At 53.9% G+C, this 21,754-nt stretch carries 17 protein-coding genes and 1 pseudogene; 13 read left to right on the top strand and 5 right to left on the bottom strand.

The window, feature by feature from the left end; all coding sequences use genetic code 11:
- The first annotated feature begins 23 nt into the window (after positions 1-23).
- From cpdA to RT644_RS04150, 5 genes are all read left to right on the top strand, one after another.
- Positions 24-851, top strand: coding sequence for a 3',5'-cyclic-AMP phosphodiesterase (cpdA, locus tag RT644_RS04130; protein ID WP_044489489.1), 828 nt, complete (start codon positions 24-26; stop codon positions 849-851).
- Positions 851-1,426: an esterase YqiA gene (gene yqiA, locus RT644_RS04135; protein WP_020455283.1), complete on the top strand. Its 576-nt coding sequence runs from the start codon at positions 851-853 to the stop codon at positions 1,424-1,426. The genes cpdA and yqiA overlap by 1 nt, the downstream gene beginning before the upstream one ends.
- A gap of 41 nt (positions 1,427-1,467) precedes the next feature.
- Positions 1,468-3,360 (top strand): DNA topoisomerase IV subunit B, encoded by a 1,893-nt coding sequence (gene parE / locus RT644_RS04140; protein ID WP_020455282.1) that lies wholly within the window; start codon positions 1,468-1,470, stop codon positions 3,358-3,360.
- Positions 3,361-3,494: 134 nt separating this feature from the next.
- The gene (locus tag RT644_RS04145; protein ID WP_313625859.1) at positions 3,495-4,715 is read left to right on the top strand and encodes an AAA family ATPase; all 1,221 of its coding nucleotides are present in this window, start codon (positions 3,495-3,497) and stop codon (positions 4,713-4,715) included.
- The gene (locus tag RT644_RS04150) at positions 4,705-5,445 is read left to right on the top strand and encodes an HNH endonuclease (RefSeq protein WP_313625861.1); all 741 of its coding nucleotides are present in this window, start codon (positions 4,705-4,707) and stop codon (positions 5,443-5,445) included. Before RT644_RS04145 ends, RT644_RS04150 begins: the two co-directional genes overlap by 11 nt.
- Positions 5,446-5,546: 101 nt before the next feature.
- On the opposite strand, the gene RT644_RS04155 is transcribed toward RT644_RS04150, so the two are convergent.
- Positions 5,547-6,407 carry an AraC family transcriptional regulator gene (locus RT644_RS04155; protein WP_313625863.1) on the bottom strand — a complete coding sequence of 287 codons (861 nt, stop codon included), beginning with the start codon at positions 6,405-6,407 and terminating at the stop codon, positions 5,547-5,549.
- A 165-nt stretch (positions 6,408-6,572) separates the two neighbouring features.
- Here RT644_RS04155 and RT644_RS04160 point away from each other — a divergent pair, with 165 nt between their 5' ends.
- Genes RT644_RS04160 through RT644_RS04170 form a run of 3 tightly spaced genes read left to right on the top strand, consistent with a single transcriptional unit; the run spans position 6,573 to position 10,954 of the window.
- Positions 6,573-8,399: a DUF2264 domain-containing protein gene (locus RT644_RS04160; protein WP_313625865.1), complete on the top strand. Its 1,827-nt coding sequence runs from the start codon at positions 6,573-6,575 to the stop codon at positions 8,397-8,399.
- Between the two features lie 58 nt (positions 8,400-8,457).
- A complete protein-coding gene (locus RT644_RS04165; protein WP_045512101.1) occupies positions 8,458-9,717 on the top strand; it encodes an oligosaccharide MFS transporter in 1,260 nt (419 codons plus the stop codon).
- A gap of 46 nt (positions 9,718-9,763) precedes the next feature.
- Positions 9,764-10,954 (top strand): glycoside hydrolase family 88 protein, encoded by a 1,191-nt coding sequence (locus tag RT644_RS04170; RefSeq protein WP_313625868.1) that lies wholly within the window; start codon positions 9,764-9,766, stop codon positions 10,952-10,954.
- A gap of 39 nt (positions 10,955-10,993) precedes the next feature.
- Here the strand turns inward: RT644_RS04170 and RT644_RS04175 are convergent, their stop codons facing one another.
- From RT644_RS04175 to qseB, 4 genes are all read right to left on the bottom strand, one after another.
- The gene (locus RT644_RS04175) at positions 10,994-11,308 is read right to left on the bottom strand and encodes a putative quinol monooxygenase (protein ID WP_020455276.1); all 315 of its coding nucleotides are present in this window, start codon (positions 11,306-11,308) and stop codon (positions 10,994-10,996) included.
- Between the two features lie 34 nt (positions 11,309-11,342).
- Positions 11,343-11,924, bottom strand: coding sequence for an NAD(P)H-dependent oxidoreductase (locus tag RT644_RS04180; RefSeq protein WP_020455275.1), 582 nt, complete (start codon positions 11,922-11,924; stop codon positions 11,343-11,345).
- Between the two features lie 107 nt (positions 11,925-12,031).
- A complete protein-coding gene (gene qseC / locus RT644_RS04185) occupies positions 12,032-13,378 on the bottom strand; it encodes a quorum sensing histidine kinase QseC (RefSeq protein ID WP_313625870.1) in 1,347 nt (448 codons plus the stop codon).
- Positions 13,375-14,034 (bottom strand): quorum sensing response regulator transcription factor QseB, encoded by a 660-nt coding sequence (gene qseB, locus RT644_RS04190; RefSeq protein ID WP_020455273.1) that lies wholly within the window; start codon positions 14,032-14,034, stop codon positions 13,375-13,377. Before qseB ends, qseC begins: the two co-directional genes overlap by 4 nt.
- A gap of 144 nt (positions 14,035-14,178) precedes the next feature.
- Here qseB and RT644_RS04195 point away from each other — a divergent pair, with 144 nt between their 5' ends.
- The 5 genes and pseudogenes from RT644_RS04195 to RT644_RS04215 form a co-directional block, all read left to right on the top strand.
- Positions 14,179-14,568 carry a YgiW/YdeI family stress tolerance OB fold protein gene (locus RT644_RS04195; RefSeq protein ID WP_020455272.1) on the top strand — a complete coding sequence of 130 codons (390 nt, stop codon included), beginning with the start codon at positions 14,179-14,181 and terminating at the stop codon, positions 14,566-14,568.
- A gap of 118 nt (positions 14,569-14,686) precedes the next feature.
- Positions 14,687-16,945 (top strand): DNA topoisomerase IV subunit A, encoded by a 2,259-nt coding sequence (parC, locus tag RT644_RS04200; protein ID WP_020455271.1) that lies wholly within the window; start codon positions 14,687-14,689, stop codon positions 16,943-16,945.
- Between the two features lie 242 nt (positions 16,946-17,187).
- Positions 17,188-17,925, top strand: coding sequence for a 1-acylglycerol-3-phosphate O-acyltransferase (plsC, locus tag RT644_RS04205; RefSeq protein WP_160268662.1), 738 nt, complete (start codon positions 17,188-17,190; stop codon positions 17,923-17,925).
- A gap of 71 nt (positions 17,926-17,996) precedes the next feature.
- Positions 17,997-19,409, top strand: a complete 1,413-nt coding sequence (gene ftsP, locus RT644_RS04210; RefSeq protein ID WP_313625874.1) for a cell division protein FtsP — start codon at positions 17,997-17,999, stop codon at positions 19,407-19,409.
- Between the two features lie 35 nt (positions 19,410-19,444).
- Positions 19,445-21,705 (top strand): annotated as a pseudogene (locus RT644_RS04215) (YgiQ family radical SAM protein); the annotation flags it as partial.
- Between the last annotated feature and the right edge of the window lie 49 nt (positions 21,706-21,754).

Consider the following 21,754-nt stretch of genomic DNA (forward strand, 5'->3'; position numbering starts at 1 on the left):
GTCGTGAAACCTAAGGACACCATTTGGAAAGCCTGTTAAACCTCTCTCTGGCGGGTGAGCCCAGAGTGAGGGTATTACAAATAACTGATTCTCACCTGTTTGCCGAAAAGCATGAAACGTTGTTAGGGGTGAATACCTGGGAAAGCTATCAGGCGGTACTGGAGGCTATCCGCTCTCAGCAGCGTGAATGCGATCTTATTGTCGCCACCGGCGACCTGGCACAGGACCATACCGCTGCGGCTTATCAGCTTTTCGCTGACGGCATCGCAAGCTTTGACGCGCCTTGTGTTTGGCTGCCGGGTAACCACGATTTCCAGCCCGCCATGTACAGCACGCTGCAGGATGCGGGGATCTCGCCAGCGAAACGCGTTTTTGTCGGCGAGCACTGGCAAATTCTGCTGCTGGACAGCCAGGTGTTTGGCGTACCGCACGGTGAATTGAGCGAGTTCCAGCTTGACTGGCTGGAAAAGAAACTCACCGACAGCCCGCAGCGCCACACCTTATTGCTGCTCCATCATCATCCACTCCCTTCCGGCTGCAGTTGGCTCGATCAACACAGCCTGCGTAACGCGGGTGAACTGGATAACGTGCTACAGCGTTTTCCGCAGGTGCGGTATCTGTTGTGCGGGCATATTCACCAGGAGCTGGACCTCGACTGGAACGGCCGCCGCCTACTGGCGACGCCATCGACCTGCGTCCAGTTTAAACCGCACTGCGCCAACTTTACGCTTGATACCATCGCGCCCGGCTGGCGCTGGCTGGATCTCTACCCGGACGGAACGTTGCACACAGAAGTTTGCCGTCTGGAAAGCACCCAGTTCAGGCCGGATACCGCTTCAGAAGGTTACTGATGTCCACGCTCCTTTATCTGCACGGGTTTAACAGCTCGCCGCGTTCCGCCAAGGCGACGCTGCTTTCGCAATGGCTGGCGCAGCATCACCCGGAGATCAACGTGATTGTGCCGCAACTGCCACCTTATCCCGCTGCGGCGGCAGAATTGCTGGAATCACTGGTGCTGGCGCAGGGCGGAAAACAGCTCGGTATCGTCGGCTCTTCGCTCGGCGGCTATTACGCCACCTGGCTTTCGCAATGTTTCATGTTGCCTGCGGTGGTGGTGAATCCCGCGGTGCGACCATTTGAATTGCTGGCAGATTATCTTGGCAATAACGAGAACCCCTACACAGGGCAGCAATATGTGCTAGAGTCTCGCCATATTTACGAGCTCAAAGTGATGCAAGTTGACCCGCTCGAAGCGCCGGATTTAATCTGGCTGCTACAACAAACCGGGGACGAAGTGCTGGATTACCGCCAGGCGGTGGCATATTACGATGCCTGCCGTCAGACAGTGGAAGAGGGCGGAAACCATGCCTTTGTGGGCTTTGAGAATCATTTCACACAGATTATCGATTTCCTTGGGCTGCATTGAGCCATCAGGGAAACGATGCGGTCACTATCTACGAACAAACCATGACGCAATCCTACAACGCTGATGCCATAGAGGTACTCACCGGGCTTGAGCCGGTTCGCCGCCGTCCGGGGATGTACACCGATACCACGCGCCCTAACCATCTGGGCCAGGAAGTTATTGATAACAGCGTCGATGAAGCGCTGGCGGGCCACGCTAAGCGCGTGGACGTGATCCTGCACGCCGATCAGTCGCTGGAAGTTATCGATGACGGGCGCGGTATGCCGGTGGATATCCACCCGGAAGAGGGCGTTCCGGCCGTTGAGCTGATCCTCTGTCGTCTGCACGCGGGCGGTAAATTTTCCAATAAAAACTACCAGTTCTCTGGTGGCTTGCACGGCGTCGGCATCTCGGTGGTTAACGCCTTGTCCCGCCGCGTGGAAGTGACCGTCAAGCGTGACGGCCAGGTCTATAGCATCGCGTTTGAAAACGGTGAAAAAGTGCAGGATCTGCAAGTGATCGGCACCTGCGGTAAACGCAATACCGGCACCAGCGTGCATTTCTGGCCGGACGAATCCTTCTTTGATAGCCCGCGTTTTTCCGTGTCCCGTTTGACCCATCTGCTGAAAGCCAAAGCCGTGCTTTGCCCGGGCGTCGAGATCACCTTTAAAGATGAGGTGAACAACGCCGAGCAGCGCTGGTGCTACCAGGATGGCCTGAACGATTATCTGTGCGAAGCGGTAAATGGCCTGCCGACGCTGCCGGAGAAACCGTTTATCGGCAATTTCTCTGCGGAAACGGAAGCGGTGGATTGGGCGCTGCTGTGGCTGCCGGAAGGCGGCGAGCTGCTGACGGAAAGCTACGTCAACCTGATCCCCACCATGCAGGGCGGCACGCACGTTAACGGTCTGCGTCAGGGATTGCTGGACGCGATGCGCGAGTTTTGCGAATACCGCAATATTCTGCCGCGTGGCGTGAAGTTGTCGGCGGAAGATATCTGGGATCGCTGCGCTTATGTGCTGTCAGTGAAGATGCAGGATCCGCAATTCGCCGGGCAGACCAAAGAGCGATTATCTTCCCGTCAGTGCGCCGCGTTTGTTTCTGGCGTGGTGAAAGACGCATTCAGCCTGTGGCTGAACCAGAATATTCAAACGGCGGAACTGCTGGCGGAGATGGCGATCTCCAGCGCCCAGCGTCGTATGCGCGCCGCCAAAAAAGTGGTGCGTAAAAAGCTGACCAGCGGCCCGGCGTTGCCTGGCAAGCTGGCGGATTGCACCGCGCAGGATCTGAACCGCACCGAACTGTTCCTCGTGGAAGGTGACTCGGCGGGCGGCTCCGCCAAACAGGCGCGCGATCGTGAATACCAGGCGATCATGCCGCTGAAAGGTAAGATCCTGAACACCTGGGAAGTCTCTTCGGATGAAGTGCTGGCCTCGCAGGAGGTGCACGACATTTCGGTGGCGATCGGCATCGATCCAGACAGCGACGATCTGAGCCAGTTGCGTTACGGCAAGATCTGTATTCTCGCGGATGCGGACTCCGATGGTCTGCACATCGCTACTTTACTGTGTGCATTGTTCGTGAAGCACTTCCGCTCCGTGGTGAAAAACGGCCACGTCTACGTGGCGCTGCCGCCGTTGTACCGTATCGACCTTGGCAAAGAGGTTTATTACGCGCTCACGGAAGAAGAAAAAACCGGTGTGCTGGAGCAGTTAAAACGTAAAAAGGGCAAACCGAACGTGCAGCGCTTTAAAGGGCTGGGCGAAATGAACCCGATGCAGTTGCGCGAAACTACGCTGGATCCGAATACCCGTCGCCTGGTGCAACTGGTGATTAACGACGAAGACGAGCAGCAGACCAACGCGATGATGGATATGTTGCTGGCGAAGAAGCGCTCAGAAGATCGCCGCAACTGGCTGCAGGAAAAAGGCGATATGGCGGACATTGAAGCCTGATAATCACCGTTGCAAAACAAAAAAGGGATGCTTAATGCATCCTTTTTTGTTTTTGTGTTATCAGCGACTTGCGATGACCTAAGAATTATCTTAAGGTTTTTGTTGGTCGATAGGGCAGCGATGAAGGACGCAATATGAACCATATGGATGAGTTAATTCTCAAGTTAAAAGACAATGTTAAACAAGCTAACAGCAGCCAGCAAAATAGCTTTGCGTATATCATCGGTAATAATGGCTCGGGAAAAAGCCGGGCATTAAGAGATATTGCAGAAAAAATAGCAGCAGACGATGGTGACGCAAAAATATTGTGTGTTGCCAATACAGTTTATGACAGGTTTCAAGGTCTTAAAGATAAGCGTATTATTTATCTTGGTATGAGGAACGTCAACAACGCTATCTTTTATGCAAGTATCGGCCGGCAGTTAGCTACCTATTTGACTGCGCCAACGCTTGTGAAAGAACAGCTTGAGAAAATTGAAAAAAATATGCAATTAAAATTCAAGCTTTCAATCACAGAGCAAGGTAAGAAGTATACTGAAGTATTAGATCGCAAGAGAAAGAAAACCAGCATTGATAAAATTATATCCGCTGAGAATGGGAAAAATGTTGAAGCACTTTTTGGCAGTGAACATTTTGTTTCTGATTTAAAGCCAGAGCAATCAAAATTCTTGAATACTTTCTTATCGTTAAGGCCAAAAAATATTAAAGTGTTGCTAGATATGCAACATGGGCAGTACGATTTTGATGAGTTGAGCAGCGGTGAACAAACCAAGATTTTGACCAGTTTGAAGATCGCACTCAATGCGGAAGATAATTGTGTCATCTTAATTGATGAACCTGAAATCAGTTATCATCTGCACTGGCAAATGACTTTTCACAACGATCTGGAAGAGCTTCTTTCCCGGAATAAAGGTATCTACTGTATTATCGCAACACACTCCCCGGTTGTGGTATCAGAAGCTATGCGACAGAAAAAAACCGATGCAGTTATTATAATGGATAAAGGAAATGAAACATCACCGATTATCTATAAAAATTCCCATGAAATTGCCAAAGAATCTTATGATCGAGTCATTCTCGATTATTTTTATACTTCGCCCTATCGCTCTACTTTTGTCGAGGAGGAAATTGCCAGAACTGTGACCAACTTGACTCCCGATTCAAGTTCTGCACAGGTTAATGAGGCGGTTGCCAGTCTGAAAAAAATAAAACAAAAGGTGCAAGGCCTTGGAGGGAAAGAGGGGTTAATAAAACAGGCTATTGATATAATTGAAAATATGAAAGAGTGGAATGACTCTATTGCAAATAGGGTAGTAAGCGATAGAGAGAGTCGAGGTGATGATTATGTTGAATAATATAGCGATCACTCAGGATGAGAAAGATATAATAATAAGATTGCAGGCGCTGTTAGCCAGTAATACTCTGAAGCCTTCTGAGGTTTGGACTTGTTTTTCTCTCCCTAAGCGTGAACAATATTTTTTTTCTGGGCGTCAAAAAAACAAAGTCCAAAAGAGAGAAATATTCACGACGCAGGAGATTAACTGTTTAAAAGAGTTAAAGAAACGTCTGGTTGCCGACTTGCTAAAACATAGTAATAAACGATGCTGTTATTGCAAGCGTAGTGTTGGCCGTTACGGGAGAAGTTTGCAAATTGAGCATATACGAGGAAAGACATTAAACCCTTCGCAGATGTTTGTCCTCGATAATATGACCATGGCATGTGTGGATTGTAATCAAACTAAAAGCCATGCCATCGATAAGAATAATATTTCTCATACTATTATTGACCCAAAATCAGCCAATTTTGTTTACACCAATCATTTAAACTATATTCAGATCTCCAGCGCTGATTTTCATTATTTAAAATATAAATGGGTTGCTAACTCACTTGGCAAAAACACCTATGAAAAACTCGATTTCCCGTTTCTTGAAAATATGGAAGTACTGGCCAATATTAGCCCCAGAACGGGCGAGTTGATTGACCGGCTGGATCAGAGTATTGCAGAATTTATTGGGCGACCTGAAGCTGAAGACGTTGCTGAATTTATGATGGTGTTAAAGAGAAGAATAATCAGGCAACCCTGATACCTACCTGCTCCAGTTTATCGTGGTGAAGCCGGTATCCAGTTCGCTTCCCGGATGGCGTGACAGAACCATACCTTAGTAAAAAACACAGTCGGTAAAAGTCAGCGCGGTTTAGCGCGAAGAGTTTTCCGGTATTGCAGCGGCGTTTCGCCAATGCCTTTCTTAAACGCGCTGATGAAGTAAGTCACATCGGAAAACCCCACTTCGCTGGCGATATGATGAATGGCCAGCGCGCTATGTAGTAGCAAGTCGCACGCTTTGCGCAAGCGCAAGGTGTTCAGATACTGGTGGATAGGTTCGCCGGTCTCAAAATGGAAACGGCGCGAGACATAGCTGCGGGATTTTCCTAACTCCTGCGCCAGTTGCGCAAGACTGAATTTCTGCCGGTAATTCTCCTCCAGCCAGAACATCACCGGTGTGGCAATGCCGTTGCGTTCATCCGGCAATTTCTGCTTATCTTCCGGCAACATACTCAACAGATTAAGCAACAAACAGGCGACCTGCTCGCCATTCAGACTGTGGTTTTCGGCAAGCCTAGCGTAGCTGCTAAACAGGTGGTCGATATGCGGGTGAATAGCCGCGACATCCATCACCACTGCCGCGCCACCGCGTAAAGCGAGATGCTGCAAACGCTGGTGATTGTGCGGGAACGCGCGCAGGTTTTGCAGCACGGCATGGTGATCAACGTGAATAATGGTGCGCCGATAAATGGCCTGCGCTTGCTCATCCACCATCACTTTATGGATGGTGAAAGGCGGAAAGAAAAAGAGCCGCCCAGGGCGCATGGTGTACTGGCGGTTATCAACCATCACCACGCCAAAACCCTCTTCAACGTACAGCACCTCCAGACACTGGTGCCAGTGGTGATAACGCACGGTATTGGCGAACAGGCGGCTAAACGACACCACCGCATCGTTTAACGTGATCAATTCAAGCCGTTCGTTCTGCAATGGTGTCGTCATAGTGCAACCCATCTCAATTTTTAACCCGCAGGGTCCATTTATAAACCACGGTTTTAAATTTTTTCAACAGCGGGTTCAGGCAAAGCGTGCCGATGTGACAAAGCTAACATTTCCGGCGGTTGTTCATTCACTATCCTTCAGCCACACCATGAAGGAGAGAACGCTATGCAGGCGGCGGAAGTGAAAACATCAAATCCATTGTCATCCCGCGACGATGTGGTCGGCGCGCTGAAGCAGATGCTGGCGGCGCTGGATAAACAGTTTCCTGAAGGGGCGTCGCATTTTTCGCTGGGAGCCACCAGCGCGCATTACAGCGATGCGATTGCCGAAATGGAAGGGCTGTCCCGTGCGTTATGGGGGCTGTTTCCGTTAATGGCCAGCGGCGACGCAGAACCGTTCAGCCACAAATATCTGGCAGCGATCAAACGCGGTGTCGATCCACACAGCGCGGGCTACTGGGGCGCAACGGAACCCTACGATCAGCGGCTGGTGGAGATGGCGGCTTATGGTCTCGGGCTGGCGCTGTTGGGCGATAAATTCACTACGTTAATGAGCGAAGCTGATGTCCGCAATCTGCACCAGTGGCTGAACCAAATTACCGACGCGCAGATGCCCGACAGCAACTGGAATTTTTTCGCCATCATGGTGCAGCTCGGTTTTAAACGCGCCGGATTACCCTGGGATGCCGCAGCCATCGAACGCCGTTTTCGCATGATGGATGCTTACTACCTGGGTGACGGTTGGTATTCCGATGGCCCGGGCCGACCAAAAGATTACTACATCTCGATGGCATTCCATTTTTACGGGCTGATTTACGCCACGCTGAACGCGGAAGACGATGCAGCGCGCGCGGCGACGCTCCGCGAGCGGGCAACGCTTTTTGCTGAAGATTTTATCTATATGTCAGCGGCGGGGGGCGAATCCGTGCCTTTTGGCCGCAGCCTGACGTACCGTTTCGCAATGGTTGCTTTCTGGAGCGCGGTTGCCTTTTCCGGGCTGGCGGTGTTTTCTCCTGGCGTGGTGAAAGGGATTATCCTGCGCCATTTGCGCTGGTGGTTACGGCAGCCGATTTTCGATCGCGACGGTATTTTAACGCTCGGTTTCGCCTACCCGAACCTGGCGATGTGTGAAGACTACAATTCGCCGGGCTCACCATACTGGGCGCTGAAAGTTTTCCTGATTCTGGCGCTGCCGCAATCAGACGATTTCTGGCAAGCAGCAGAACTGCCGCTACCTGCGCTAAACACGCAGCGCACGATTGCGCCTGCCGGACAGATTATTGTCCACAGCGATCGCTCGCGGCATGTCTGGATGCTCACCGCCGGCCAACTGGAGCTGAACAATTACGTCAATACCGAGGCGAAATACACTAAGTTTGCCTACTCAAGCTGTTTTGGTTTCACCATTGAACGCGGGCGCTACGGAATTAAACACGCCGCTTGCGACTCAATGCTTTTGCTCAGCGACGGGGATAACTATTTTCGTGGCCGCCGCGAGTGCGACGACGTCGTTGTGACAGAACAGGCGATTTTCTCGCGCTGGTCGCCATGGTCAGACGTGCATATCGCAAGCTGGCTTATACCGTGCGGCGACTGGCATCTGCGCGTGCATCGCATTGATTCCGCGCGTCATTTGCAAAGTGTGGAGGGTGGATTTGCGGTGCTGAAAGCGCCGCATCGCAACGAGCAGGGCGGTAGCCTGGTGTGCGCGGAAAATGGTGTCAGCGGCATCTTTGAATTACTTCCCACCGCGCCGCGTGAAGCCGACAGCGTAGTCACACCGCCCAACAGTAGCATTATGTTTTCTCCTTGCGCGTCAATTCCGCTGCTGCGTGGAAATATTGCGCCGGGCAGGCAGTGGCTGGCCTGTGCAGTTCAGGCGGCTATTACCGAGCAGGCTTTTGATTTTGTCTTACCGCAGTTGAATATCGAAGAACAGGCGCTGGTGATTAAAAAACCGGGGCAGAAAAATAATATTGTTATTGCCTTTTAATTCCTGGCTACGGCCGGGCTATAAACTCCGAACCCTACATGCTTTCGTCGAGGATAGTATGGAAAAGATCGCGATAAATAATAAAGCCGAATATTACAAAATCAGTAGCTTTATCTTTCTCTATTTTTTTACCTGGTCGGCAAGTATCGGCTTACTGGCTATCTGGCTAGGGCAAAAAGCCAATCTTAGCGGCACGGTTATTGGTACGGTGTTTGCCATTAACGGGATCTTTTCCGTTATTTTAAAACCGATTTACGGTTACATTCTGGATAAAATCGGTATGAGCAAATATTTGCTCTATTTTGTAGTGCTGATGTCGGCATTAATGGCACCCTTTTTTATCTACGTTTACCAGCCGTTATTAATTTCAAATACCCTGCTGGGCATTATTGTTGGCGCTATCTATTTAAGTTTTGCCTGGTATGCGGGCGTCGCCGCCTGCGAATCTTATACCGACCGCTACAGCCGCTTAAACGGCATGGAGTTTGGTCAAATCAGGATGTGGGGCTCGCTCGGTTGGGCGGTGGCATCCTCGTTCTCCGGCCTGCTGTTTAACCTCTCACCGGCGTATAACTTCATCATGGGATCGGTCGCGTCGCTTATCATGCTGGCGGTGCTGCTGAGCCTGAAAGTCAACGTTAACGCCGCCAACGCCAGCGAGGTGCTGACCAAAGAGAAAATCGCCCCGGCGGATGTCTACGCTCTGCTGCGTAACCGCAAATTCTGGGCATTCTGTCTCTATGTCGCCGGTGTGGCGTGGATGATGTTTATCGCCGAGCAGCAGTTCTCCCGCTATTTCGTCACCTTCTTTGATGATGTTCATCAGGGCAACGCCGTGTTTGGTTATCTGGGTACGGTGCAATCCGGCATGGAATTCGTCATGTATATGGTGATCCCGCTGTTTGTGAATTTCATCGGCGCGAAACGCGGATTATTGATTGTCGGGCTGGTGGTGGGGGCGCGGTTGATTATTTCCGGACTGTGCGAATCGCATCTGCTTATTTCAGTATTAAAACCGTTATACGGTCTTGAGATTTGTCTGCTGCTGGTGTCAGTCTTTAAATATATTGCTGAACATTTCGATAAACGTGTTAATGCCACCATGTATTTATTAGGCTACCAGGCAATGTTATATGTCGGTAATGTCGTGGTCTCTTCCCCGGCCGGTATTTTGTATGACCGCATCGGTTTTGAAAATACCTATATTATTATGGGCTGCGTGGCACTGACCTTCACATTAATTTCGCTGTTTACGTTATCGGCCTGCCAAAGTAAATGGCGTCAGCATCGCGCACTGGATATCGCGGGAAATAACTAGCGCGTTAACGGCTATTTTAAATTACGCACCAAAAAGGAACCGAAATATGTTAAGTAAAATCGTTGAGGAAACGTTACGCGATTATCCCGGCGCACCTGTGGATGCGCAGGTATTTAAAGATGAACTTGATTCGGCGCGTAGCCATACCCTTGAACTGATTCGCCGTCATTTAACGGAATTCGGTGAACGCTTTCCCGCCGAAACCTGCGTACAGGGTTATTACCCGTTAACCGACAATATTGAGTGGACCACCAGTTTCTGGACCGGGCAGCTTTGGCTGGCGTGGGAAATGAGCGGTGATGAGCGGTTCCGGGCGCTGGCAGAGCGCCATGTGCGCTCGTTCGGCCTGCGCATTGCCGGGCGCAGCGACACCAACACCCACGATCTCGGTTTCTTATATACGCTTTCGTGCGTGGCAAGCTGGCGGCTGACCGGCAATCGCGACGCGCGCGGTTTCGCCCTGCTGGCGGCAGAAGCGCTGCTGGAACGCTTCCACCACAAAGCGCAGATCATCCAGGCGTGGGGCGATCTGCGCGATCCCGAACAAGCCGGACGGATGATCATCGACTGCAATATGAACCTGCCGCTGCTCTACTGGGCAACTGAACAGACCGGGGATCGGCGCTTTGCCGATGCGGCGCAAGCCCATGTGCGGCAGGCGGCGAAATACCTGATTCGCGAAGATGCCTCCACGTTTCATACGTACTATATGGATATCAACACCGGTGCGCCGCGTTACGGCAATACGCAGCAGGGCTACGCGGATGATTCCTGCTGGTCGCGCGGGCAGGCGTGGGGGATTTACGGTTTTCTGCTGAGCTTTATCTACACCGGCGATCAAACGATGGTAGCGCTGTCGAAACGGCTGGCGAACTACTTTCTCAACCGTTTGCCGGAAGATGCGGTGTGCCACTGGGATCTGGCGCTGGTCGGCACCGATGCGCTGCGCGATTCGTCATCGGCGGCGATTGCTGTCTGCGGGCTACTGGAGCTGGTTAAGCATCTGCCCGTTACCGATCCGGACAGAGAACGCTACCAGCAATGGGCAATGCGCATAATGTCATCGCTTAATAAGCACTATCTGGCGGGGAAAAACGAACCGACCAACGGGCTGCTGAAACATTCCGTATATCATCTGGCGAGCAATAAAGGCGTTGATGAGTGTAGTAGCTGGGGGGATTACTTCTATGTGGAAGCGCTGATGCGCTTTTCGCAGAGCTGGAAACTCTACTGGTAAAAGCAGTGTCCCTCTCTTTAAACGGAGAGGGACAAACGCTTAGAGACCCGCTTCCAGGATGCGGATATGCGTCTCAAGCACGTCGCCTTTTACCGCTTCGCTCCACGCTTTCATATGCGGTGTTTGCAGGTGCGCTTCAAGATGCGCCACGCTTTCCCACTGTTCCACCATCATGATCGAGTCCGGCGCGGTCGCCTGGAAACTCACATTTGCGACGTGATCGACCAGCGGCGCATAGCCGTGGCAACCCGCTTCCTGCAACACGACCGGCACAATCTTCGCGAACTCATCGAGTACCGCCTGGCGGTGATGCTGTCCTGGACGGGTACGGATTTCTGCAATAACTGTCAACATGATTAACCTACTCCCTATAAGTCCAGCTTCACAGTTAAGCAAAAATCTCACCGAGATGCTTGCGATATTCTGCGATATAGCGCGGCACATCCGGCATTTTAATCACGTCGTTAACGATAAAAGTCGGCAGCGCTTCCATGCCAAGGAACTGGTTCGCTTTATGGAATGGCAGATAAACCCCGTCAACCCCGACGCCGTGGAAGAACTGCTCTTTATCCGTAAATGCTTCCATTGGCGCGTTCCAGGTCAGCGACAGCATATAGGTTTTGCCCTGAATCAAACCGCCGGAACCGTATTTTTTTGAAGCGTCAGAACGTGTGCGACCGTCGCTGGCATACAGCGAACCGTGGCCTTCAGTAAACACATCGTCCATATATTTCTTAACGGTCCACGGCGCGCCCATCCACCAGCCTGGCATTTGCCAGATAATGGTGTCGGCCCACAGGAAGTTTTCCACTTCCGCTTTGATGTCGTAATCGCCGTCGGTACGTACGGTTTTAACATCATGCCCGGCGTCGCGCAGAAAACTTTCCGCGACCTCGGTCAGGGTGTCATTGAGTTGACCGTTAGAGTGCGCGAATTTCTTCGCACCGTTGATAATTAAGATATTGCTCATTAGAAATCCTTGGTTAAATGCGTTTGACCGCGATTTTAACCGTATCAACGGTGCGGAAAAATTGGCAAAACGTGCAAAGACTTTTGCTTGAGCCGCAATAAACGCCGCTACCAGCTTACCTGCGCGATAAAACCGCCTTGCGGATGATTGCCAAACGTGACGCGCAGGTGATGCAGGCGGGCAATGCGTTGCACAATTGATAACCCCAGCCCACTGCCGGTTTGCGTTTGTCCCGGCGGCCGATAAAAACGCTCGCCAATGCGCGCCAGCGCTTCATCGTCAATACCGGGGCCATTATCGCGAACGCTAAAGGCGGTGGCGTCCAGCGTTACATCGACCACGCTGCCTGGCGGGCTGTAGCGAAGAGCATTATCCAGCAGATTACGCACCAGCAGGCTAAGCAAAAGCGGTTGCGCCTGGCGGCTGACTACAGGGGCATTGAGATGCAGGCGTATATCGATACCTGCTTGCTGCGCTGTCGGGTAAATCTCCATTACCGCCGATTGCAGTAGCTCCGCCAGAGAAACCGTTTGCAGATCGTCGAGATCATCAAGCGAGTCGAGCCGCGAAAGGGTGAGTAATTGATCCACCAGGCGCGTGGCGCGATCGATACCCACGTGCAACTGGGCAAGGGCTTTTTGCTGTGCGGCGGGATCATCATCGGAAAGCTGTGCGACCTCGGTTTGCACTTTCAGCGCCGCCAGCGGGCTGCGTAACTCATGCGCGGCATCAGACGTAAAGCGCCGTTCACGCTGCATCATTCTGTGCGTGCGGTCAAAGAGTTGGTTCAGCGCATCCACTAACGGGCGCACTTCATTGGGAACGCCCTCGTTACTGAGCGGATCGGCACGATCCGGCGCCCGTGAGCGCAGCGCCTGCGCCAGTTTTTTCAGCGGCCGCAATTCCAGGCTCAGCAATACGATTAACAGCACCAGCATCAGAGGCAGGGCGATAAGCCACGGTGTGAGCTGCGAGGTGATGATCTCCAGCGCCATCTCGTGGCGATAATCCCACTCCTGGCCGACCACCACACGGAATTTCCCGTTCGGCGCAGTAAGCCACAGGAAACGCCATTGGTCGTCGTCATCACGTAGCTGTCCGTTCTCAAACCCTTCCCGCCGGTAGTTATAGGGGATCGCTTTGCCGTTTTCGCCATCATTCAGCAGCATGTTGCCGTCGGTTGAGTAGATAGCGAAAGCCAGCGCGTCATCATCCAGATGGCCGTGTTTGATCTTCTTTTTACCGAGCGACGGCGCGGCGTTTTTCAGCGGCTCAAACTCCATCACGCTCAGCCGTTTGGCAAACAGCGTTTGCTGGGTATCAAACAGTTTGTCGAGTTTATCGCGGGTTTGTTGCCAGGCAACCAGACTGGCGCTGAGCCAGGCGACCATCGAGAGCAGTAAAAAGAGCATCGTCAGGCGCAGGCGTAAACTCAGCGGGCGGGTCAGTTTCATGCGTCTCCCAGGGTATAACCGATGCCATGAACGGTGCGGATAAACGCCGTACCGAGCTTGCGGCGTAAATGGTGTACATGCACTTCCACCGCGTTGCTGGTGACCTCGTCGTCCCAGGTATAGAGCTTCTCTTCGATTAATTTACGCGGCAGCACGCGCCCGGCATTACGCAGCAGCAGCTCCAGCAGGGCGAACTCTTTCGGTTTTAGCGCCAGCGTTTCGCCGTCAAGCGTGGCGACCAGATTACCGGGATCGAGCGTGACGTTGCCGTGGCGCAGCACGCTGTGCGTCTGCCCGTGGCGGCGGCGAATAAGCACTTCGAGCCTTGCTGCTACTTCAACCAGAGCAAAGGGTTTGCACAAATAATCATCTGCGCCCAGCCGCAGTCCCTCAACGCGCTGGTCGATGGCATCGCGTGCGGTGAGGATTAACACTGGTTCCACGCGCTTTTGCTCGCGCCAGTCGCGCAGAATATCCAGCCCGTCGATGCCGGGCAGCGTTAAGTCGAGGATCACTGCATCATAAGGCGCGCTAAACAGGGCGGCCTTGCCTTGTTTGCCATCGGTAAACCAGTCGACGCTGAAGCCTTTTTTGCCCAGCCCGGCTTTTAAACCGTCGCCGATGAGCGTGTCATCTTCCACCAGTAAAATGCGCATCTTGCCTCCTTTCACTCCGTGTGATTGGCAGTAAAACCGCTGCTGGTCGACAATGTACAGCGGAAAATAATCTTTTTTCCCGTTAAGAAGTCGTTAAGGAGTGACGGGTTAAATGGACGTTAACCATCGTAAGGGAGATAAAACATGAAAAAGATTGCTGCACTTGTCGCTGTTCTCACACTCTGTTCCGCACCCGTTTTCGCGGCGAATACGGGCGGTTTCACCGGGCCGGGCGCAACCTCGCAGAGCGGCGGTTTTACCGGGCCGAACGGCAGCAAAGCCACTGTTGAAAGCGCGAAATCACTGCGCGACGACGCCTGGGTGACGCTGCGCGGTAATATTGTCGAGCGCATCTCTGATGATACCTACCTGTTTAAAGATTCGACTGGCACCATCAATATCGATATCAACCACAAGCGCTGGAACGGCGTGACCGTTGGGCCACAAGATACGGTAGAGATCCAGGGCGAAGTCGATAAAGACTGGAATTCGGTAGAAATAGATGTCAAAGAGATCCGCAAAGTCACTCAGTAAGCGCTAAACGCGCGTGAAAAAATCGCTCATCGCTATGACTCCTCGCCGCAGATAAGGTAGTATCTGCGGCAATATTGCCGCCGCACAGGCGGGCGCATACGTTGAGGAATCACGATTAATGAGCGATATGGCAGAGCGCCTTGCGCTGCATGAATTTACGGAAAACGCATACCTGAACTACTCCATGTACGTCATCATGGATCGTGCGTTGCCGTTTATCGGTGATGGCCTGAAACCCGTTCAGCGTCGCATCGTTTACGCAATGTCAGAACTGGGGCTGAACGCCAGCGCGAAGTTCAAAAAATCCGCCCGTACCGTGGGTGACGTGCTGGGTAAATACCATCCGCACGGCGACAGCGCCTGCTATGAAGCGATGGTGCTGATGGCGCAGCCGTTCTCCTACCGTTACCCGCTGGTCGATGGCCAAGGCAACTGGGGGGCGCCGGACGATCCGAAGTCCTTCGCGGCGATGCGTTACACCGAATCCCGTCTCTCCAAATACGCCGAGCTGCTGCTGAGCGAACTGGGACAAGGTACCGTTGACTGGGTGCCGAACTTCGACGGCACGATGCAGGAGCCGAAAATGCTGCCTGCGCGCCTGCCGAATATCCTGCTCAACGGTACCACCGGTATTGCCGTGGGGATGGCGACGGATATTCCGCCGCATAACCTGCGCGAAGTAGCCAACGCGGCGATTACCCTGATTGAGCAGCCGAAAACCACGCTCGATGAGCTGCTGGATATCGTGCAGGGCCCGGACTACCCAACCGAAGCGGAAATCATCACCTCCCGCGCTGAGATTCGCAAAATCTACCAGAACGGTCGCGGTTCGGTGCGTATGCGCGCGGTGTGGAAAAAAGAGGATGGCGCAGTGGTCATTACTGCGCTGCCGCACCAGGTTTCCGGCGCGCGCGTACTGGAGCAGATCGCCAGCCAGATGCGCAATAAAAAGCTGCCGATGGTCGATGATTTGCGTGACGAATCGGATCATGAAAACCCGACGCGTCTGGTGATTGTGCCGCGCTCCAACCGCGTGGATATGGAACAGGTGATGAACCACCTGTTCGCCACCACCGATCTGGAAAAAAGCTACCGTATCAATCTGAACATGATCGGCCTGGATGGCCGCCCGGCGGTGAAAAACCTGCTGGAGATCCTCACCGAGTGGCTGGCGTTTCGCCGTGATACCGTGCGCCGCCGCCTGAATCACCGGCTGGATAAAGTGCTCAAACGCCTGCATATCCTCGAAGGTTTGCTGGTGGCGTTTCTCAATATCGACGAAGTGATCGAAATCATCCGTACGGAAGATGAGCCGAAACCGGCGCTGATGTCGCGCTTCGGTCTCAGCGAAACGCAGGCGGAAGCGATCCTTGAGTTAAAACTGCGCCACCTCGCCAAACTGGAAGAGATGAAGATCCGCGGCGAGCAGGACGATCTTGCAAAAGAGCGCGATCAATTGCAGGCGATCCTGGCCTCTGAGCGCAAGATGAACAACCTGCTGAAAAAAGAGCTGCAAGCCGATGCCGACGCATTTGGCGACGATCGTCGTTCACCGCTGCACGAGCGCGAAGAAGCGAAAGCGATGAACGAGCACGATATGCAGCCGTCTGAACCGGTGACCATTGTGCTGTCGCAAATGGGCTGGGTGCGCAGTGCCAAAGGCCATGACATTGACGCGCAGGGGCTGAGCTACAAAGCGGGCGATAGCTGGAAGTCTTCCGTGAAAGGCAAGAGCAACCAGCCGGTGGTGTTTATTGATACCACCGGGCGCAGCTACGCCATCGACCCGATTACGCTGCCTTCCGCACGCGGCCAGGGCGAGCCGTTAACCGGTAAGCTGACGCTGCCGCCGGGGGCGACCGTTGAGCATATGATGATGAGCAACGAGGACCAAAAACTGCTGATGGCGTCCGATGCGGGTTATGGCTTCGTTTGTACCTTCAACGACTTAGTGGCGCGTAACCGTGCCGGTAAGACGCTGATCAGCCTGCCGGAAAACGCCAAAGTGATGCCGCCGCTGGAGATCGAGAACGACAGCGACATGCTGCTGGCGATTACTGCGGCGGGCCGCATGTTGATGTTCCCGGTCAACGAGCTGCCGCAGTTGTCGAAAGGTAAAGGCAACAAGATTATCGGTATTCCTTCCGCTGATGCGGCGACAGGGGCAGATAATCTTGCGCATCTCTATTTGCTGCCGCCACAAAGCACGCTGACCATCCACGTGGGCAAACGCAAAATCAAACTGCGTCCGGAAGAGCTGCAAAAAGTGCAGGGCGAGCGCGGACGTCGCGGTACGCTGATGCGCGGCCTGCAAAAAATTGATCGCGTCGAGATTGACGCGCCTTCCCGCCCGGGTGCGGGCGACAGCGAAGAGTAATCTTCGCCGCCAGGCTCCTCACCTTCCCGGTGGGGAGATCTTTCTGAGAAAATTTCCCGTAAAAGCGTTGTTAATTCGTGCATTGCGATTAACAATACGTTTTTTTAAAGGCCGCACACCCTACTGCGGCCTTTAAAAAAATAGCCCAGGCCCGTTGCGGGTCGACGGCGACACAGCCAGTTTCAGCGTGATGGCGCTGGCGTGTATATAATGCTCAAAGGTATGGGCTTCAGAGGTTTGTTATGCTATTCATTTTTCGCGTCATTATTGTCGTCATCTACTCCATTCTGGTGTGCGTATTCGGCTCTCTCTATTGTTTATTCAGTCCGCGTAATCCTAAACACGTTGCTACCTTCGGCCATATGTTCGGTCGCCTTGCGCCGGTCTTTGGTCTGAAAGTCGAAACCCGTCTGCCGGCAGGCGCGGAAAAGTTTGGCAACGCTATCTATATTGCTAACCACCAGAGCAACTACGATATGGTGACCGCCTCCAGCATTGTGCTGCCGCCAACGGTCACTGTCGGTAAGAAAAGCCTGCTCTGGGTGCCGTTCTTCGGTCAGCTTTACTGGCTGACTGGCAACCTGCTCATCGATCGCGATAACCGCGCAAAAGCGCACGGCACCATTGCCGAAGTGGTGAAACAGATCCAGAAACGCAATATTTCCATCTGGATGTTCCCGGAAGGCACCCGCAGCCGCGGTCGCGGTTTACTGCCGTTTAAAACCGGTGCGTTTCATGCGGCGATTGCCGCCGGTGTTCCAATCATTCCGGTGTGTGTTTCCAACAACGCAAACAAAGTTAACCTTAACCGCCTGCACAACGGGCTGGTGATTGTCGAGATGCTGCCGCCGGTTGATGTTTCGCAATTTGGTAAAGATCAGGTACGCCAGCTGGCGACGCACTGTCGCGAACTGATGGCGGCAAAAATTGCAGAGCTCGATAAAGAAGTTGCAGAACGCGAAGCAACCGGCCGGGTTTAATCTGTTTTATTTCGCAACACCGGAGGAGCGAAAACCTCCGGCGCATTGAGTCAGTTTTACACGGAGCAAATATGTCACTCAGTCGGCGTCAGTTTCTTCAGGCATCCGGGGTTGCGCTTTGTGCAGGCGCGGTGCCGCTGAGGGCAAATGCTGCCGGGCCGCAACCGCCGTTACCCATTCCTCCGCTGCTGGAATCCCGGCGCGGTCAGCCGCTGTTTATGACCTTACAACGCGCGCACTGGTCGTTTGCCACCGGCACGCGGGCGCAGGTTTCCGGCATTAACGGGCGTTATCTCGGGCCGACGATCCGCGTCTGGAACGGCGATGACGTTAAGCTGATTTACAGCAACCGGCTGGCGGAAAACGTGGCAATGACCGTGAGCGGTTTGCAGGTGCCAGGCCCGCTTATCGGCGGCGCGGCGCGCATGATGACCGCCAATAACGACTGGGCGCCGGTACTGCCGATCCGCCAGAGCGCGGGGACGCTGTGGTATCACGCCAATACGCCGAACCGTACCGCGCTGCAGGTGTATAACGGCCTGGCCGGAATGTGGCTGGTCGAAGATGAGATCAGCAAATCGCTACCGATTCCTAAGCACTACGGCGTGGATGATTTCCCGGTCATTATTCAGGACAAACGGCTGGATAATTTCGGCACGCCGGAATACAGCGAGCCGGGCAGCGGTGGATTTGTCGGTGATACGCTGATGGTCAACGGTGCGCAAAGCCCGTATGTCGAAGTCTCTCGCGGCTGGGTGCGTCTGCGTCTGTTAAACGCCTCAAACTCCCGCCGTTATCAATTGCAAATGAGCGATGGTCGCGCGCTGCATGTGATCGCCGGCGATCAGGGTTTTTTACCCGCGCCTGTTTCGGTTAAACAGCTTTCGCTGGCACCGGGTGAGCGGCGCGAAGTGCTGGTGGATATGACCAACGGCGATGAAGTGTCGATCACCTGCGGTGAAGCGGCGAGCATTATGGACCGCCTGCGCGGCTTCTTTGAGCCGTCGAGCATTTTGATCTCCACGCTGGTATTGACGCTGCGACCGACCGGCCTGCTGCCGCTGGTCACCGACACGCTGCCGATGCGCCTGTTGCCGTCCGACATTCAGGCCGGTACGCCAACCCGCAACCGCGACATTACCCTGGGCAGCGATCCGGGCATTAACGGCCAGCTGTGGGATACGCAGCGTATCGATATTACCGCCCAGCAGGGCACCTGGGAGAGCTGGATGGTGCGAGCGGAGATGCCGCAGTCGTTCCATATTGAAGGCGTCATGTTCCTGGTGCGCAACGTGAATGGCGCGATGCCTTTCCCGGAAGATCGGGGCTGGAAAGATACGGTCTGGATTGACGGGCAGGTTGAGTTGCTGGTGTGGTTTGGTCAGCCTTCGTGGCCGCACTTCCCGTTCCAGTATCACAGCCAGACGCTGGAAATGGCCGATCGCGGTTCGATGGGGCAACTGCTGGTGAACCCCGCGCCATAACTGAGCTGGCCTGGTGGCTACGCGCTTATCAGGCCTTGACAAAATCCTCCTTCATTTCATGCAAGTTTACGGCGTATAATCGCCGCCCTTTGATGATTTTTTTACCACCTTTGGAAGCAAGATGAGCGCAATATCCCTGATCCAACCGGATCGTGACCTTTTCTCATGGCCCCAGTACTGGGCGGCCTGCTTCGGCCCCGCGCCGTTTTTGCCAATGTCGCGCGAAGAGATGGATCAACTTGGCTGGGATAGCTGCGACATCATTCTGGTGACGGGGGATGCTTACGTCGACCACCCGAGTTTCGGCATGGCGATTTGCGGCCGTATGCTGGAAGCGCAGGGCTTTCGCGTTGGCATCATCGCCCAGCCGGACTGGAACAGCAAAGACGACTTTATGCGCCTCGGTAAACCGAACCTGTTCTTCGGCGTGACCGCTGGCAACATGGACTCGATGATCAACCGCTACACCGCCGATCGTAAGCTGCGCCATGACGACGCTTACACGCCGGATAACGTCGCCGGTAAACGCCCGGATCGCGCGACGCTGGTTTATACCCAGCGCTGTAAAGAAGCGTGGAAAGATGTGCCGGTGATCCTCGGCGGCATCGAGGCCAGCCTGCGCCGTACCGCGCATTACGATTACTGGTCCGATACCGTGCGTCGATCGGTGCTGATCGATGCCAAAGCTGACATGCTGATGTTTGGTAACGGCGAGCGCCCGCTGGTGGAAGTGGCGCACCGCCTCGCTGCCGGTGAACCGATCGGTGAAATCCGCGACGTGCGTAACACCGCGATCATCGTCAAAGAAGCGCTGCCGGGCTGGAGCGGCGTTGATTCCACGCGCCTTGATACGCCGGGCAAAATCGATCCGATCCCACATCCGTACGGCGACGATCTGCCGTGTGCCGATAACAAACCGGTAGAACCGAAAGCGCAGGAAGCAAAACGTGTTACCGTTCAGCCGCCGCGGCCGAAACCGTGGGAAAAAACCTACGTGCTGCTGCCTTCTTTTGAGAAGGTGAAAGCCGATAAAGTGCTCTACGCGCATGCGTCACGCATTCTGCACCACGAAACGAACCCAGGCTGCGCCCGTGCGCTGATGCAAAAGCACGGTGACCGTTACATCTGGATCAACCCGCCAGCGATTCCGCTCTCAACCGAAGAGATGGACAGCGTTTTTGCGCTGCCTTATAAGCGCGTGCCGCATCCGGCATACGGTACCAGCCGTATCCCGGCTTACGAGATGATCCGCTTCTCGATTAACATCATGCGCGGCTGCTTTGGGGGGTGTTCTTTCTGTTCGATCACCGAGCATGAAGGGCGCATTATCCAGAGCCGTTCCGAAGATTCGATCATCAACGAAATCGAAGCGATTCGCGACACGGTGCCCGGTTTTACCGGCGTTATCTCCGATCTTGGCGGGCCAACCGCCAACATGTATATGCTGCGCTGCAAATCACCGCGCGCCGAGCAGACGTGCCGTCGTCTCTCCTGCGTTTACCCGGATATCTGCCCGCACATGGACACGAACCACCAGCCGACCATCGATCTCTATCGTCGTGCCCGCGATCTGAAAGGTATCAAGAAGATCCTCATTGCTTCCGGCGTGCGTTACGATCTGGCGGTGGAAGATCCGCGCTATGTGAAAGAGCTGGCGACGCATCACGTTGGTGGTTATCTGAAGATTGCCCCGGAGCATACCGAAGAGGGGCCGCTGTCGAAGATGATGAAACCGGGAATGGGCAGCTACGATCGCTTTAAACAGCTGTTTGACACCTATTCTAAAGAGGCGGGTAAAGAGCAGTATCTGATCCCGTACTTTATCTCTGCGCACCCCGGCACGCGCGATGAAGATATGGTGAACCTGGCGCTGTGGCTCAAACGTCACCGCTTCCGTCTGGATCAGGTGCAGAACTTCTATCCGTCGCCGCTGGCTAACTCGACGACCATGTATTACACCGGGAAAAACCCGCTGTCGAAGATCGATTACAAGAGCGAAGAGGTGGTGGTGCCGAAAGGGGATAAACAGCGCCGTCTGCATAAAGCGCTGCTGCGTTATCACGATCCGGCCAACTGGCCGCTGCTGCGCCAGGCACTGGAAGCGATGGGTAAAAAGCACCTGATTGGTTCGCGCCGTGAATGCCTGGTGCCGGCGCCTACGCTTGATGAAATGCGCGAAGCGCGTCGCCAGAATCGCCAGTCGCGCCCGGCACTAACCAAGCACACGCCGATTGTGCATCAGCGCAGCAACGGCAAAAACACTGGCGCTGCGCCAGCGAAGAAAAAAGCCTCCCGCATGCGCTAAACATATAAAAATCCCGGCGAGATGCCGGGATTTTTATTTT

Origin of the sequence: Kosakonia sp. (assembly GCF_032104925.1) — a bacterium.
GTDB lineage: Bacteria > Pseudomonadota > Gammaproteobacteria > Enterobacterales > Enterobacteriaceae > Kosakonia.

Excerpts from the sequence above, each read along its gene's own strand:
- qseC (WP_313625870.1), bottom strand. The coding sequence starts at position 13,378 with ATGAAACTGACCCGCCCGCTGAGTTTACGCCTGCGCCTGACGATGCTC.
- yqiA (WP_020455283.1), top strand. The coding sequence starts at position 851 with ATGTCCACGCTCCTTTATCTGCACGGGTTTAACAGCTCGCCGCGTTCC.
- parC (WP_020455271.1), top strand. The coding sequence starts at position 14,687 with ATGAGCGATATGGCAGAGCGCCTTGCGCTGCATGAATTTACGGAAAAC.
- parE (WP_020455282.1), top strand. The coding sequence starts at position 1,468 with ATGACGCAATCCTACAACGCTGATGCCATAGAGGTACTCACCGGGCTT.
- plsC (WP_160268662.1), top strand. The coding sequence starts at position 17,188 with ATGCTATTCATTTTTCGCGTCATTATTGTCGTCATCTACTCCATTCTG.
- RT644_RS04155 (WP_313625863.1), bottom strand. The coding sequence starts at position 6,407 with ATGACGACACCATTGCAGAACGAACGGCTTGAATTGATCACGTTAAAC.
- RT644_RS04160 (WP_313625865.1), top strand. The coding sequence starts at position 6,573 with ATGCAGGCGGCGGAAGTGAAAACATCAAATCCATTGTCATCCCGCGAC.
- RT644_RS04165 (WP_045512101.1), top strand. The coding sequence starts at position 8,458 with ATGGAAAAGATCGCGATAAATAATAAAGCCGAATATTACAAAATCAGT.
- RT644_RS04150 (WP_313625861.1), top strand. The coding sequence starts at position 4,705 with ATGTTGAATAATATAGCGATCACTCAGGATGAGAAAGATATAATAATA.
- qseB (WP_020455273.1), bottom strand. The coding sequence starts at position 14,034 with ATGCGCATTTTACTGGTGGAAGATGACACGCTCATCGGCGACGGTTTA.
- RT644_RS04175 (WP_020455276.1), bottom strand. The coding sequence starts at position 11,308 with ATGTTGACAGTTATTGCAGAAATCCGTACCCGTCCAGGACAGCATCAC.
- RT644_RS04195 (WP_020455272.1), top strand. The coding sequence starts at position 14,179 with ATGAAAAAGATTGCTGCACTTGTCGCTGTTCTCACACTCTGTTCCGCA.
- RT644_RS04170 (WP_313625868.1), top strand. The coding sequence starts at position 9,764 with ATGTTAAGTAAAATCGTTGAGGAAACGTTACGCGATTATCCCGGCGCA.
- RT644_RS04145 (WP_313625859.1), top strand. The coding sequence starts at position 3,495 with ATGAACCATATGGATGAGTTAATTCTCAAGTTAAAAGACAATGTTAAA.
- ftsP (WP_313625874.1), top strand. The coding sequence starts at position 17,997 with ATGTCACTCAGTCGGCGTCAGTTTCTTCAGGCATCCGGGGTTGCGCTT.
- RT644_RS04180 (WP_020455275.1), bottom strand. The coding sequence starts at position 11,924 with ATGAGCAATATCTTAATTATCAACGGTGCGAAGAAATTCGCGCACTCT.